Source organism: Streptomyces sp. DSM 41931 (genome assembly GCF_050271085.1).
GTDB lineage: Bacteria > Actinomycetota > Actinomycetes > Streptomycetales > Streptomycetaceae > Streptomyces > Streptomyces albogriseolus.
Genome location: NZ_CP189902.1, coordinates 5,747,548 through 5,761,654 on the forward strand (window position 1 = coordinate 5,747,548; position 14,107 = coordinate 5,761,654).

11 protein-coding genes are annotated in these 14,107 nt (G+C 74.2%); 8 read left to right on the forward strand and 3 right to left on the reverse strand.

Features of this window, described 5'->3' with window-relative positions:
- Positions 1 to 24: 24 nt before the first annotated feature.
- Positions 25 to 2,610, reverse strand: coding sequence for a nitrate- and nitrite sensing domain-containing protein (locus tag ACP7TJ_RS26355; protein WP_427765830.1), 2,586 nt, complete (start codon positions 2,608 to 2,610; stop codon positions 25 to 27).
- A gap of 48 nt (positions 2,611 to 2,658) precedes the next feature.
- The gene (locus ACP7TJ_RS26360) at positions 2,659 to 3,654 is read right to left on the reverse strand and encodes a substrate-binding domain-containing protein (protein WP_093766211.1); all 996 of its coding nucleotides are present in this window, start codon (positions 3,652 to 3,654) and stop codon (positions 2,659 to 2,661) included.
- Positions 3,655 to 4,065: 411 nt separating this feature from the next.
- Here ACP7TJ_RS26360 and ACP7TJ_RS26365 point away from each other — a divergent pair, with 411 nt between their 5' ends.
- The 6 genes from ACP7TJ_RS26365 (at position 4,066) to ACP7TJ_RS26390 (ending at position 11,027) form a co-directional block, all read left to right on the forward strand.
- Entirely contained in the window at positions 4,066 to 4,713 is a 648-nt protein-coding gene (locus ACP7TJ_RS26365) for a ScbR family autoregulator-binding transcription factor (protein ID WP_427765833.1), read from the forward strand.
- Positions 4,714 to 4,753: 40 nt separating this feature from the next.
- Positions 4,754 to 5,932: a damage-control phosphatase ARMT1 family protein gene (locus tag ACP7TJ_RS26370; protein WP_427765836.1), complete on the forward strand. Its 1,179-nt coding sequence runs from the start codon at positions 4,754 to 4,756 to the stop codon at positions 5,930 to 5,932.
- A 95-nt stretch (positions 5,933 to 6,027) separates the two neighbouring features.
- A complete protein-coding gene (gene cyc2 / locus ACP7TJ_RS26375; protein WP_427765839.1) occupies positions 6,028 to 8,184 on the forward strand; it encodes a germacradienol/geosmin synthase Cyc2 in 2,157 nt (718 codons plus the stop codon).
- Between the two features lie 12 nt (positions 8,185 to 8,196).
- The gene (locus ACP7TJ_RS26380) at positions 8,197 to 8,691 is read left to right on the forward strand and encodes a PDZ domain-containing protein (RefSeq protein WP_167744146.1); all 495 of its coding nucleotides are present in this window, start codon (positions 8,197 to 8,199) and stop codon (positions 8,689 to 8,691) included.
- A gap of 191 nt (positions 8,692 to 8,882) precedes the next feature.
- Positions 8,883 to 10,010, forward strand: a complete 1,128-nt coding sequence (locus ACP7TJ_RS26385; RefSeq protein ID WP_167744147.1) for an aminopeptidase P family protein — start codon at positions 8,883 to 8,885, stop codon at positions 10,008 to 10,010.
- A 66-nt stretch (positions 10,011 to 10,076) separates the two neighbouring features.
- Positions 10,077 to 11,027 carry an aminoglycoside phosphotransferase family protein gene (locus ACP7TJ_RS26390; RefSeq protein WP_093766205.1) on the forward strand — a complete coding sequence of 317 codons (951 nt, stop codon included), beginning with the start codon at positions 10,077 to 10,079 and terminating at the stop codon, positions 11,025 to 11,027.
- Positions 11,028 to 11,067: 40 nt separating this feature from the next.
- Here the strand turns inward: ACP7TJ_RS26390 and treZ are convergent, their stop codons facing one another.
- Positions 11,068 to 12,813, reverse strand: coding sequence for a malto-oligosyltrehalose trehalohydrolase (treZ, locus tag ACP7TJ_RS26395; RefSeq protein ID WP_427765844.1), 1,746 nt, complete (start codon positions 12,811 to 12,813; stop codon positions 11,068 to 11,070).
- Between the two features lie 199 nt (positions 12,814 to 13,012).
- On the opposite strand from treZ, the gene ACP7TJ_RS26400 reads away from it, so the two are divergent.
- Positions 13,013 to 13,564: a DUF1707 and FHA domain-containing protein gene (locus ACP7TJ_RS26400; RefSeq protein WP_093766203.1), complete on the forward strand. Its 552-nt coding sequence runs from the start codon at positions 13,013 to 13,015 to the stop codon at positions 13,562 to 13,564.
- 113 nt (positions 13,565 to 13,677) lie between these two features.
- A complete protein-coding gene (locus ACP7TJ_RS26405) occupies positions 13,678 to 14,100 on the forward strand; it encodes an SSI family serine proteinase inhibitor (RefSeq protein WP_208839834.1) in 423 nt (140 codons plus the stop codon).
- Positions 14,101 to 14,107 lie beyond the last annotated feature (7 nt).

Genomic DNA, 14,107 nt, shown 5'->3' on the forward strand with positions numbered 1-14,107 from the left:
TGTTCCTTCGTCAGCGGTCGGCGGTCAGCGGTCGGCTTCGGCGGTCGGGTGCCCGGAGGCGGGCGCGGGCACGCGGGGCGGCCCGCCCTCGGGCACGTCGCCGACGGCGTCCCGCGCCCGGAGCGTGCCCTGCTGGAAACAGGCCAGGGAGGAGGCGGCGTGCTCGGCGGTGAACTCGTCGTCGCACGGGTCGGCGGCCGCGGGCTCCTCGAGCAGCTCGGCGGCGAGGCTGGTCTGCGGCACCCGCCGGGGGAGGGGCGCCAGCCCGCCCTTACGGGCGCCGCCGTCGTCCGGCTCGGGCGCGGCGGCCTTCCGCGGGGTGCCGGCGCCGTCCGGCGGGGTCGCGGAGCCGGCCCGCGGAGTCGCGGTGTCTCCGTCCCCGGACGCGGATTCCGCCCGTGCCGAGCCGGAAACGCCCCGTGCGGGACGGGAGCCGGCCCGCGTGGCCGCGGGACCGGCCTCCGAGGCAGCCGCGTCGTCCCGGTCGGTCGCGGACCCCTCCCCGGCGGCCCCGGGGCCGTCCGTGGCTTCGTCCCGGCCCGCGGAAGCGTCCTCGGCCGCGGCGCCGGAACCCCCGCGCGCCGTGCCCGAGCGGTCACGGGCCGGGAGGGGGCGCGGCGAGGAGGAGGCGTCCTGCGGGGAGGAGCCTGAGGCGGACGCCTCCCGCCCGGCGTCCGACGGCTCGTCGGTCACGACGACCACCTCGTGCGGGAGCAGCACGATCGCCGTCGTCCCGCCGTACGGCGACGGGCGCAGGGTGACCGCGATGCCGTGGCGGTGCGCGAGCTGGGAGATCACGAACATTCCGAGCCGCAGATCGTCGGCGAGGGCCACCACGTCGAACTGCGGCTCCTGGGCCAACTGGGCGTTCAGGGAGGCGTAGTCCTCCTCGGACATGCCGAGCCCCCGGTCCTCGACCTCGACGGCGAGGCCCTTGGCGACCATCGCCGCCCGCACCGTGACCGGGCTCGGCGCCGGCGAGTACACCGTCGCGTTGTCGATCAGCTCGGCGAGCAGATGGATCACGTCGGCCACCGCGGGCGGAGCGAGCGACACCTCCTCGTCGGCGAACACCTCCACCCGCTGGTACTCGGCGACCTCGCCCACCGCGCTGCGCAGGATGTCGATCAGCGCGACCGGTTCGCTCCAGCTGCGGCCGGGGCGCTCCCCGCTGACGATGACCAGGTTCTCCTCGTACCGGCGCAACTGGCTGGCCGCGGAGTCGAGTTCGTACAGGCCCTTGAGGACCTCGGGGTCGGTGTGCCGGCGTTCCAGCGCGTCGAGCTTGCTGAGCTGGAGGTTGACCAGGTTCTGGCTCTGCCGCGCGATGCCCAGGATGATCTTCTGGAAGCCGCGCCGGGTGTCGGCGAGTTCGACGGCGGTGTGCACGGCGGTGCGCTGCGCGGTGTTGAACGCCTGCGCCACCTGACCGAGTTCGTCGTCGCCGTAGTCCAGGGGCGTGGTCGCCGACTCGGGGTCGACCTTCTCGCCGCGCTCCAGCCGGGCCACCACGTCCGGCAGCCGCTCCTGCGCCAGGCCGAGGGTGGCCAGCCGCAGTCCGCGCAGCCGGCGGGAGAGCGAGCGGGTGATGCGCCAGGACAGGCCCACGCACAGCAGCAGCGCGAGCAGCCCCGCGGCGCTCAGCGACGCGGCGGTCACCAGCAGGCTGCGCGCCTCGTCGGCGCTGCGGGTGAGCAGCGCGTCGGTCTGCTGCCGGATCATGGCGCTGTACTGCGGGGTGACCTTGTCCATGGCCTCGGCCCACCGGTCCCGCAGGTCCGGCAGTTCGACCTCACGGGCCTCCCCCTCGGCCGGGGTGGCCAGCACCTGGTCCTCCACCGCCTCCAGCGCGCGCCACTCGGGGCTCGACAGGATCCGCTCGGTCTGCGTCTTCAGGTCGCCGCTCAGCGACGGCTTGATCTGGTCGGCGACCAGCCAGCGCCGGGTGTGCACCAGCTCGGCGAACTCCTGCCAGCTTTCGGCGTCCAGGCGCCCGGACGGCCAGGCGAGGGTGAGCAGCGCGTCCTCCTGGGACACCAGCTCCGCCGCGTGCTCCAGGGACACCAGCGGCTGCGCCTGGGAGGTGAGGTCGCCGTCGTCGACCTGGGACAGCTCCTGGAAGGCGTGGATCTGGTCGTCGATGACCGACGTGTACTGCTCCAGCGCCTCCTCGGCGGTGATGTCGCGGGGGTTGTCGATCTGGGCGCGGTAGTACTCCAGGCTGCCCACCGAGCCGAGCACCGAGTACAGCCGGTCCGAGATGCGCGCCGGCGCCTCGGCTATCGCGTCCGCCTGCCCCATGAGCCGGGCCACGGACCGGTCGGTGGCGCGCCGCTGGGTGTCCAGCGCGGACCGTGAACCGTCCGGTGCGGACAGCCAGTCGGCGGTCAGCGCCCGCTCCCGCTGGAGGTCGAGCGCGGCGTGCGTGCCCATCGCGCCGGTGGACCGGCTCAGCTGGGTCTGCGACCGCAGCTCCAGGCCTTCCGAGAACATGCGGATCGTGGTCACGCCCCACAGCCCGGCGAGGGCGACGCAGGGCACCAGGGCGAGCAGGATCAGCGAGAGGCGTATGGAGCCGAGACGGCGCCGGGCACCTGTCCGTGGAGACATCGTGGTCCTAGAGCTGTCGGGTGGTCGGGACGGTACGCACGGCGGCCGTCAGCGGGTTCCGGCGGCGGCGAACCCGGCGACCGAGTCCGCCTCCGTCTTGGTGACGAACGCCGGCCCGGTGAGGACGGGCGCGGCCCCGCCGCCGCTGACGTTGCCGTTGGTCCGGTACAGCCACAGCGCGTCCACGGCGAGGTAGCCCTGGAGGTAGGGCTGCTGGTCGACGGCGAACCGGACGTTGCCGCCGCGCACGGCGTCCAGCAGTTCCTCGTTCAGGTCGAAGGTGGCCACGTCGGCGTCGCTGTCCGCCTCGGCCGCCGCATCCACCGCGGCGAGCGCGAAGTCGGCCCCGTTGGTGACCACTTGGTCGATGGAGGGGTCCTGGCGCAGCCGGGCCGTGAGGATGCCGGAGACGGCCCGCTCGTCGGTGCCGTCGACGTACAGGTTCTCGGTCGTGCCGCGGAACGTCTTCTTCACGCCGGCGCAGCGGGCCTCGAGGCCGACGTTGCCGCGTTCGTGCACGAGGCACAGCGTGTGCCGGGCCTTCAGGTCGTTCAGCTTCTCGCCGACGGCGCGGCCCGCCAGGCTCTCGTCCTGGCCGAAGAAGGCCAGCAGCCCGGCCTTCTTCCAGGCGTCCACACCCGAGTTGAGGCCGACCACGGGGATGCCCGCGGCCCGCGCCTCGTTCACCGGGTCCTTCATGGCCTGCGGCTTGGCCAGGGTGAGCGCGATGCCGTCGACGCCGTCCCTGATCGCCTGGCGCACCAGGTCGGCCTGTCCGGCCCCGTCCGGGTCGCTGAGGTAGGTCAGTTCGACGCCGTCCTTGGCGGCCGCGGTCTCGGCGCCCTTGCGCACCCGGTCCCAGAACTCGTCGCCCTCGCTGCCGTGGGTGACCAGCGCGACCCGCAGGTCACCGGAGCCGCGCGCGGCGCCCGCGCCGTCGGCCCTCTCGTCCGTGCCGGAGGAGCAGCCCGCCACCAGCAGACCGATCGCGGCCGCCAGGACCGCCGTTCGGCGTCTCGGGATGCGGCGGGGACGAGTGTTCATGAGGAGCGCGGACCTCGCTGTGCGGCAGAGCTAAGTGCGGGGGAGAGACACCGACGGATTCGGGCCACCGCGGCGTGCGGCCATCCGGGTGACTCTCGCTGGCCGGAGCCAATCGCGTGGAACCACTGGTCGTCAAGTGAACAGCCACGCGAAGTGAGGTGCCGCTGCCGCATTGTGATGAACCGTGAGAACGTGGGAAGCGGAACTGCAGGCTCCGTACGGCATGAGGGGGCGCGCACATGGATACCTCGCGCGCTGTTTCACCTCGCGGCGTACGCCCTGTATGCCCTGTATGGTCAACTCGGCCCGCCCGCCGGGGTGATGAACGTCATCACACGGTGAGTTATCGTGTACGGGGCGTGAGAAACAAACGGCATGGCCCGTCGCTTTCCGGCCATAGGAGTGCAGTCGATGGCAAGGCAGGTACGCGCCGAGAAGACCCGCGCGACGATCATCACGGCCGCCGCGGACCTCTTCGACCGGCAGGGCTACGAAGCGACCAGTCTCAGCGACATCGTCGAGCACGCCCGGGTCACCAAAGGGGCCCTGTACTTCCACTTCGCCGCCAAGGAGGACCTCGCCCACGCCATCCTGGAACTCCAGTCCGCGACCTGCCGCCGGCTCGCCCGCGACACCGGAGCGCGCGGCCGCACGTCCCTGGAGGCGCTGATGCGCCTCACCTTCTGCATGGCCCGCATGTTCGCCGAGGACCCCGTGCTGCGGGCCGGCCTGCGGCTGGCCACCGGCGCCACCCGGCCGCGCCCGCCGCTCAGCCACCCCTTCACCGAGTGGCTCGACATCGTCTGGGCCCGGCTGGCGGCCGCCGTCGAGGAGTCCGACATCCATCCGGACACCGACATCGACGTCGTCGCCCACTCCCTGGTCTGCTTCTTCGTCGGCACCCGGGTCGTCGGCCGCACCCGCGAACCCGTCACCCGCCAGCCCCGGCGCACCGCCGAGATGTGGCAGCTCCTCCTCCGCGGCCTCGTCCCCGTCACCCGCCGCGCCCGCTACCTCTCCCTCGCCGCACGGCTGGAACGGGAGACCGCCCCGCTGTGACGCCCGGCGCGCGGGCGCCCGGCGGGTTACGGTGAGCCCCATGCCCGACACCCCCGCCGCCCCCGTGATCGTCGCCGACGAGCCCGGCACCTTCCCGTACGGCGTGCTGGCCGAGCGGCACCCCGCGATCCTCCGCCAGGTCGCCGAGGACACCCCCTACGGCCCGGAGCAGCGCCGCGCGCTCGACGCCCTGCTGGTGAACTGCACCGAGGGCGCCGTCACACCCCTGCCGGCCGGCGCCCACGACCGTGACCGCTGGGCCGCCTGGGGCATGGACGCCCACGCCGGCCGCTCCTGGCACGACGTGCCCTGGCTGTGGTCCGAGAGCTGGTTCTACCGCCAACTGCTGCACGCCGTCCGCTACTTCGAGCCCGGCCCCTGGCAGGGCGTCGACCCCTTCCGCCCCGCGAAGCTCGCCGAGCTCGACGCACCCGCCACGGACGAGGAACTCGCCGCGCTGGACGCCCTCGAGGACGTGCCCGAGGACGCGCGCGCCCGGGCCCTGCTGCACGGCTCCCTCTGGGGCAACCGCGCCGACCTGGGCTTCCGCATGTCCGCCGAGGGCGCCGAGGAGACCGCCGCCGTCCCCGCCCTCGTCGCCGACGACAGCGAGCGCCTGTGGTCCCTGCTCGACGGCTCCCCGGCCGGCGCCCTCTGCCTGGTCGCCGACAACGCGGGCCGTGAACTCGTCCCCGATCTGCTGCTGATCGCCCATCTGCTGGCCCACGGCCATATCGCCCGCGCCGTTCTGCACGTCAAGCCGCACCCGTACTACGTCTCCGACGCCACCACCGCCGACGTCCTCGACGCCGTGCGCCGCCTCACCGCCGCCAAGGGCGCCGCCGGGGCGTACGGACACCGCCTGCGCGCCGCCCTCACCGACGGGCGGCTCGCACTGCGCACCCACCCGTTCTCCTGCGCGCCCCTGCCGTACGCCGACATGCCGGACGACCTGCGCGCCGACTTCGCCGCGGCGACGCTCACCGTCCTCAAGGGCGACCTCAACTACCGCCGCCTGGTGGGCGACCGGTACTGGCCCCCGACCACCTCGTTCGCCGACGTCACCGCCTACTTCCCGGGACCTGTCGCCGCCCTGCGCACCCTGAAGTCCGACGTGATCACCGGACTGGACCCCGGGACGGAGGCGGCGCTGGACGCGGAGGAGGGCGGGCGCTGGCGCACCAGCGGCACCCACGCGCTGATCCAGGTACGGACCTGAGCCCTCAACTCCCGTTTTGGTGCAGGTTTCACGCGAAGGTGTGATCACCAAGCGGCCGGCGGATGCCGCCGGACCGGCACGGGTAGCCCCCGGCCATGACGCAGCCCTTCGCACTCCCGCACTTCTACATGCCGCACCCCGCGCGCCTCAATCCGCACGTGGACCAGGCCCGGGCCCACTCCGCGGCCTGGGCGCGCGAGATGGGCATGCTGGAGGGCAGCGGGGTCTGGGAGCGGGCCGACCTCGACGCGCACGACTACGGCCTGCTCTGCGCCTATACGCACCCCGACTGCGACGGCCCCGCGCTGTCCCTGATCACCGACTGGTACGTGTGGGTGTTCTTCTTCGACGACCACTTCCTGGAAAAGTACAAGCGCACCCAGGACCGCGCCGGCGGCAAGGCCCACCTGGACCGGCTGCCGCTGTTCATGCCCCTGGAGCCGGGGACGCCCGTCCCCGAGCCGGAGAACCCGGTCGAGGCGGGCCTCGCCGATCTGTGGGCGCGCACCGTGCCGGCCATGTCAGCCGACTGGCGCCGCAGGTTCGCCGTCGCCACCGAGCACCTCCTCAACGAGTCATTGTGGGAGCTGTCCAACATCAACGAGGGGCGGATCGCCAACCCCGTCGAGTACATCGAGATGCGCCGCAAGGTGGGCGGCGCCCCCTGGTCGGCCGGGCTCGTGGAGTACGCCACCGCCGAGGTGCCGGCCGCCGTCGCCGGGACCCGCCCGCTGCGGGTGCTCATGGAGACGTTCTCCGACGCCGTGCACCTGCGCAACGACCTGTTCTCCTACCAGCGGGAGGTCGAGGACGAGGGCGAGCTCAGCAACGGGGTCCTCGTCCTGGAGACCTTCTTCGGCTGCACCACCCAGGAGGCCGCCGACCTGGTCAACGACGTCCTCACCTCCCGGCTGCACCAGTTCGAGCACACCGCGTTCACCGAGGTGCCCGCCGTCGCCCTGGAGCAGGGGCTCACCCCGGCCGGGACGGCCGCCGTCGCCGCGTACGCCAAGGGGCTGCAGGACTGGCAGGCCGGCGGCCACGAATGGCACCTGCGCTCCAGCCGCTACATGAACGAGAACGCCCGCCCCGGCCCCGCCTGGCAGACCCTGACCGGCCCCGGCACGTCCGCCGCCGACGCCGGCGCGCTGCTCGCCCGCGCCGCCTCGGAGCGGCTGCGCCCCTACCGGCACGTGCCGTACCAGAAGGTCGGGCCTTCGGTCGTCCCGGAGATCCGGATGCCGTTCCCGCTGTCCCTCAGCCCGGCCCTCGAAGGCTCCCGGCTCCATCTGCTGGAGTGGTCGCACCGCATGGGCATCCTCAGCGAGGGCGTCTGGGACGAGGACAGGCTCGCCGGCTGCGACCTGCCCCTGTGCGCGGCCGGCCTGGACCCGGACGCCACCCAGGAGCAGCTCGACCTCGCCTCCGGCTGGCTGGCCTTCGGCACCTACGGCGACGACTACTACCCGCTGGTCCACGGCCACCGCCGCGACCTGGCCGCCGCCCGGCTGACCACGGCCCGGCTGTCGGCCTGCATGCCGCTGGACGGCGAGGAGGTCCCGCCGCCCGCCAACGCGATGGAACGGGCCCTCATCGACCTGTGGGCCCGCACGACGGCCGGGATGACACCCGAGCAGCGCCGCCCCCTCAGGACGGCCGTCGACACGATGACCGAGTCGTGGGTGTGGGAGCTGTCCAACCAGATCCAGAACCGCGTCCCGGACCCGGTGGACTACCTGGAGATGCGCCGCGCCACCTTCGGCTCCGACCTCACGCTCGGGCTGTGCCGCGCCGGACACGGCCCCGCGGTCCCGCCCGAGGTCTACCGCACGGGTCCCGTCCACTCCCTGGAGAACGCGGCGATCGACTTCGCGTGCCTGCTCAACGACGTGTTCTCGTACCAGAAGGAGATCGAGTTCGAGGGGGAGATGCACAACGCTGTCCTCGTCGTGCAGAACTTCTTCGGCGTCGACTACGCGACCGCGCTGCCCGTCGTCGCGGACCTGATGAACCAGCGCATGCGGCAGTTCGAGCATGTCGTCGCGCACGAACTGCCCGTGGTCTACGACGACTTCCAGCTGTCGGAGGAGGCGCGGGCGGTCATGCGGGGCTATGTGGCCGACCTGCAGAACTGGATGGCGGGCATCCTCAACTGGCACCGCAGCGTGGACCGGTACAAGGACGAGTACCTGTCCCGGCGCGTGCACGGCTTCCTGCCGCACCGGTCCCCGGCACTCCCGGTCCTCGTCTGACGGCCGGCCGCCATGGAACCTCCCGCGCTCCGCCCCCGGCCGATGCCCGGCGACCGCGCCGGCACCCGGCCGGAACCCGTGCCCGCCGCCCCGGGGACGCCGCCCTCCGGGCGCCCGAGGGGCCGGCGGACGGCCGCGCTGCTGGGCACGGCGGCGGCACTCGTGCTGCTGCCGGCCGGAGCCGGCCTGGGCGTACTGGTCACCGCACCGGCGGGCCCGGTCCCGGTGCCCGCGCCGGCCCTCTCCGCCCGGCTCGGGGTGGAGGTGACCGACGACGGCCGGCCGGGGGCCCTGGTGGTCGGCGTGCAGAACCCCGGCCCCGGCTTCACGGCCGGCCTCCGGAAGGGCGACCTGCTGCTCGCCGTCGGCACGACCCGCGTCGACACGGCCGCGGACCTGGCCCACGCGGTGTCCCGCACCCCGCCGGGCACGAAGATCCGCCTGACCGTCCGGCACCCCACGGGCGGCTACCAGCAGCTGACGGCGGTTCCCGGGATCCTCACGTGAGGAGGTGTGCGAGGGCGCGCGGTCGAACGAACGCCCGGACGCTCGGAGCGGAGCGGAGCGGGGCGGGGCGGGGCGGAGCCGGAGATTCCGCCCCCCGGAGGGGGCAACCCCCCGCAACCGGCTCGCGCCGTACCCGTTCGGCGGGCAGGATGCTGCCCGTAGCCCCGACGTCCGCCCTGGGAGGCATCCGGATGACCGGCACCGCGCCCGTGCCCTTCACCGCCGACGACTACAAGGCCCGTATGGACCGGGCGGCGCGGCAGGCCGCCGACGCCGGACTCGCCGGGCTGCTCGTCGCCCCCGGCCCGGACCTGGTGTGGCTCACCGGATACGCACCGCCCGCCGTCACCGAGCGGCTCACCCTGCTGGTCCTGGCCGCCGGGCGGGAACCCGTCCTCGTCGTCCCCACCCTGGAGGCCCCGGACGCCGAGAAGGCCACCGGCGCGCCCGCCCTCGCCCTGCGCGACTGGACCGACGGCAAGGACCCCTACGCCCTCACCGCCGCCCTGCTCGACGCCCAGGGGCGGTTCGGCGTCAGCGACAACGCCTGGGCGCTGCACCTGCTCGGACTCCAGAAGACGCTCCCCGGCACCTCGTACGTCTCCCTCACCGAGGCGCTGCCGATGCTGCGCGCCGTGAAGGACGCCGCGGAGCTGGAGCGGCTCGCCGCGGCCGGCGCCGCCGCCGACGCCGCGTTCGAAGAGATCAGGAACGTCCGCTTCTCCGGCCGCCGGGAGTCCGAGGTGGCCGCCGACCTCGCCGCGCTGCTGCGCCGCTTCGGCCACTCCCAGGTCGACTTCACCATCGTCGCCTCCGGCCCCAACGGCGCCAACCCGCACCACGAGGCCGGCGACCGCCGGATCGAGCGCGGCGACATGGTCGTCCTCGACTTCGGCGGCCTCCGGGACGGCTACGGCTCCGACACCTCCCGCACGGTGCACGTCGGCGAACCCACCGAGGAGGAGCGCCGGGTGCACGACCTGGTGCGCGAGGCGCAGGAGGCCGGCTTCCGCGCGGTGCGGCCGGGCGCGGCCTGCCAGGACGTCGACCGGGCGGCCCGCGCGGTCATCGCCGACGCCGGGTACGGCGAGTACTTCATCCACCGCACCGGACACGGCATCGGCGTCACTACCCACGAGCCGCCGTACATGATCGAGGGCGAGGAGCAGCCGCTCGTCCCCGGCATGTGCTTCTCCGTCGAGCCGGGCGTCTATCTGCCGGGGAGGTTCGGGGTGCGGATCGAGGACATCGTGACCGTCACGGAGGACGGCGGACGGCGGCTGAACGACACGGAGCGGGGGATGGTGACAGTCGACTGAGCGGCACCGTCCGGCCCTTCCGCCCCGTCCCCACCCTGCCTCTCTCCGAACGGCGATGGCGCGACCATGACCCAGGCACCGACACCCACCGTTGACACCGTCCGCCGACTGGCCCGGTCCCTGCTCAAGGACAGCGGACACGGGGGCGGCGCGTCCGCCGCCGCCCCCGACGTGCGGCCCGCCGGCGAGGGCGCCGACCCCACCACCTGGCTGGTGGGCACCCGGTACGTGCTGCACCTCGCCCCGGACCGCGCGACCGGCGTGCGGTGGCGCCGCGCGCTTCGGCTGCGCGAGGTGGTGCGCCCGCACGTGCCCGTCGCGCTGCCCGTCGGGGTGGCGCAGGGGGAGTGGGCGCCCGGCCTGCTGTGCTCGCTGGACACCCGGCTGTCCGGCGGCACGGCGGAGGAGAACACGGTGTCCGCCGTCGGCGAGACGGACCTGGCGGGCCTGCTCACCGGGCTGCACCAGGTGCCGGTACGGCAGGCCGAGTCACTGGGCGTGCCCCGTGTGCCTCCGCGATCGCTGGAGACCCTGCGGCGGGCCGCCGCGGAGGCCGTCGAACTGCTCGACAAGGCCGACGAGTTCGAGGCGGCGCGACTGCGCCAGTTCACCCAGGCCGCGACGGTGCAGCTCGCCGCGCAGGCGGGTTCGGCGGTGCTGGTGCACCACGCCCTCACGGGCGGGAATCTGGTGGTCGGCGCGGACGGCCGGGTGCGGGGGGTGCTCGGCTGGGACACGGCGGTGGTCGGCGATCCGGCCGAGGACATCGCGGGCCTGGCCCGCGCCGTCGGAGCCCCCGCCGCGGTCCGCGCGGCCACGCTGGCGGGCTACGGCGCACGCCCCTGCCTGCGCGGCCTGTGGCTGGCCCGCTGCGACTGCGTCATCCACCTCGCCGAGGCGCTCGTCCACCACGCCACGGCGTCCCTGCCCCTGCTCCGCACGCGCCTCCGCCGGGCCTGGGAGCCGATCATGCTGGAGCGCGTCACCGACCTGCGGGACAGCGACGCGGCCCCGTAGAAGCGGCGCCGTGCCGCCCCGCGCTCGCCCTCCGCCCCCCTCACTCCTGCAGCAGCACCACCGCCGACTCCCCCGGCAGACGCAGCAGACCGTCCCGGCCCGGGACGTCCACCGGTTCCCACGCCGCCAGGACGCGGGCCTCGCGGGAGCCCAGGGGGATGTCGGCCGGGCCGGCGCCCAGGTTCACCGCCACGCGGACGTCGCCGCGGCGGAAGGCCAGCCAGCGCCGGTCCTCGTCGTAGGCCACCTTGGTGTCGGCGAGGTCCGGGTCGGTGAGGTCCGGCTGGTCGCGGCGGAGGGCGAGGAGCTGCCGGTACCACGCCAGCATCCGCGCGTGCGGCTCCCGCTCCGGCTCGGACCAGTCCAGGCAGGAACGGTCACGGGTGGCCGGGTCCTGCGGGTCGGGCACGTCCTGCTCCGCCCACCCGTGCGCCGCGAACTCCCGGCGCCGCCCCTCGCTGACCGCCTTCGCCAGCTCCGGGTCGGTGTGGTCGGTGAAGAACTGCCACGGCGTGCCGGCCGCCCACTCCTCGCCCATGAACAGCATCGGCGTGAACGGCGCGGTCAGCGTCAGCGCGGCCGCGCAGGCCAGCAGCCCGGGGGAGACCAGCGCGGCCAGCCGGTCGCCCTGCGCGCGGTTGCCGATCTGGTCGTGCGTCTGGCTGTAGCCGAGCAGCCGGTGCGCGGCCACGCGCGTGCGGTCGAGCGGCCGCCCGTGGTGGCGGCCCCGGAAGCTGGAGTACGTGCCGTCATGGAAGAAGCCGCCGGTCAGCGTCTTGGCCACGGCCGTCAGCGGGGCCCGGGCGAAGTCGGCGTAGTAGCCCTGCGACTCACCGGTCAGGGCGGTGTGCAGGGCGTGGTGGAAGTCGTCGTTCCACTGCGCGTGGATGCCGAGGCCGCCGTTCTCGCGCGAGGTGATGACACGCGGGTCGTTGAGGTCGGACTCGGCGATCAGGAACAGCGGCCTGCCGGTGTCGGCGGCCAGCTCGTCGACGGCCTCCGACAGCTCCTCCAGGAAGTGGCGGGCGCGGGTGTCCGCGAGTGCGTGCACCGCGTCCAGGCGCAGCCCGTCGATCCGGTAGTCGCGCAGCCACGCCAGCGCGCTGTCCACGAGGTACGCGCGCACCTCGTCCGAGCCGGGCGCGTCCAGATTGACCGCCGCGCCCCACGGCGTGTGATGCGTGTCGGTGAAGTACGGGCCGAACTGCGGCAGGTAGTTCCCCGACGGGCCCAGGTGGTTGTGCACCACGTCCAGGACGACGCCGAGCCCCAGCGCGTGCGCCCGGTCGACGAACCGTTTCAGCCCCTCGGGACCGCCGTACGGCTCGTGCACCGCCCACAGCGAGACGCCCTCGTACCCCCAGCCGTGCCGGCCGGGGAACGGGCACACCGGCATCAACTCCACGTGCGTCACGCCCAGGTCGGCGAGATGCCCGAGCCGTTCGGCGGCGGCGTCGAAGGTGCCCTCGCGGGTGTAGGTGCCGACGTGCGTCTCGTACAGCACCGCGCCGGGCAGCGGGCGCCCGGTCCACTCGGCGCTCCACTCGAAGCGGTCGTGGTCGACGACGGCGCTGAGCCCGTCGGGGCCGTCGGGCTGGCGGCGCGACCGGGGGTCGGGCAGCACCGGTCCGTCGTCCAGCGCGAAGCCGTACCGGGAGCCGTCGTGCGCCTCGGCCTCCCCCCGCCACCACCCTTCCCGCTCGGGATCGCGCTCCAACGCCCGCGTGACGCCGTCGCACCGGAGCGTCACTCGGCCGGCCTGTGGTGCCCACACCTCGAACTGCACGGACGGTTCCCCTTCGTCTGCTCACCGTGATGAAGCGCCTCCATCGTGCGGCATCGGAGATCAATGCGACGGGGGATCCGCCGTTTTGCGGCGGGTGTCGCCCGAAGTACGCGTGCCGTGCGGCCGGCACGGACGGGGACGGGTCTTCCGTTCACGGGGTTTCTGGACAGCTCGCCCCCGGCTGACCGACAATCACCGCGTGACGTCGTCCTTCGAGTTCTCCACGTACCCCGCGCGGCTCTCCGACGCGGAGCGTGACAAGGCGCTGAGCGTGCTGCGGGACGGCGTCGCCAAGGGCCGCCTGTCCCACGACACGTTCATCCGGCGCATGGAGCTGGCGCTCGTGGCGCGGCGCGCCGACGAACTCGCCGCGCTCACCGCCGACCTCCCGCGCGAGAGCCGCCTCTCGCGCGCGGTGTTCGGCACGGTCGAGGCCGTCTCCGGGTTCACCGTCCGGCTGCGCCGTGCCTGGCGGGCCGAGAAGCTGCCGAAGCTGCTGCTGCCGCACCCCGCGCACGGGCATCCGCTGCGGATAGGGCGCGACCCCGCCAACGGGCTGCGGCTCACGCACGAGACGGTGTCCCGCGTGCACGCCGAACTCACCCACCAGGGCGGCCTGTGGGTGCTGCGCGACCTCGGCTCCACCAACGGCACGACGGTGAACGGCCGCCGGGTCGTCGGCGCGGCCGTGGTCCGCGACGGCGACCAGGTGGGCTTCGGCCGGATCACCTACCGTCTCGCCGCCAACTGACCTGGTGCCCGCTGCCGTTGACACATGACGGTGGCGGTACGGAGGACACCCGGAGCCTCCCGTTCGGGTGAGCCGGGCTGGGGTCCCGGGCCCACCGTGCCGATGCACCGGGAATGACGCACACCTCAGTGAAGACGGTAGGGGCGGGGCTGTCCGCCGCCGCCCTGCTCCTGCTCGCCGGCGCGACGCCCGCGGCCCGCGCGGACACCGCGCCGGAGCCCGGGAACTGGCTGATGCTCGGCGTGAGCCACGGGGACGCCCCGGCCGGCGCGGAGGACGGCACCCTGCTGCGCTGCGACCCGCCCGGCGGCGGCCACCCCCACGCGGAGGAGGCCTGCGCACAGCTGTCGGCCGCCGACGGCCGCATCACCGCCCTCCCCGCGCAGGACGCGCTCTGCCCGATGATCTACGCCCCGGTCACGGCCCACGCGGAGGGCATGTGGCGCGACCGCCCGGTCACCTGGAAGGAAACCTTCCCGAACGCCTGCGCGCTGCGGGCCCGCACGGGGGCGCTGTTCGCACTGGACGGGACCTGAACCCCCC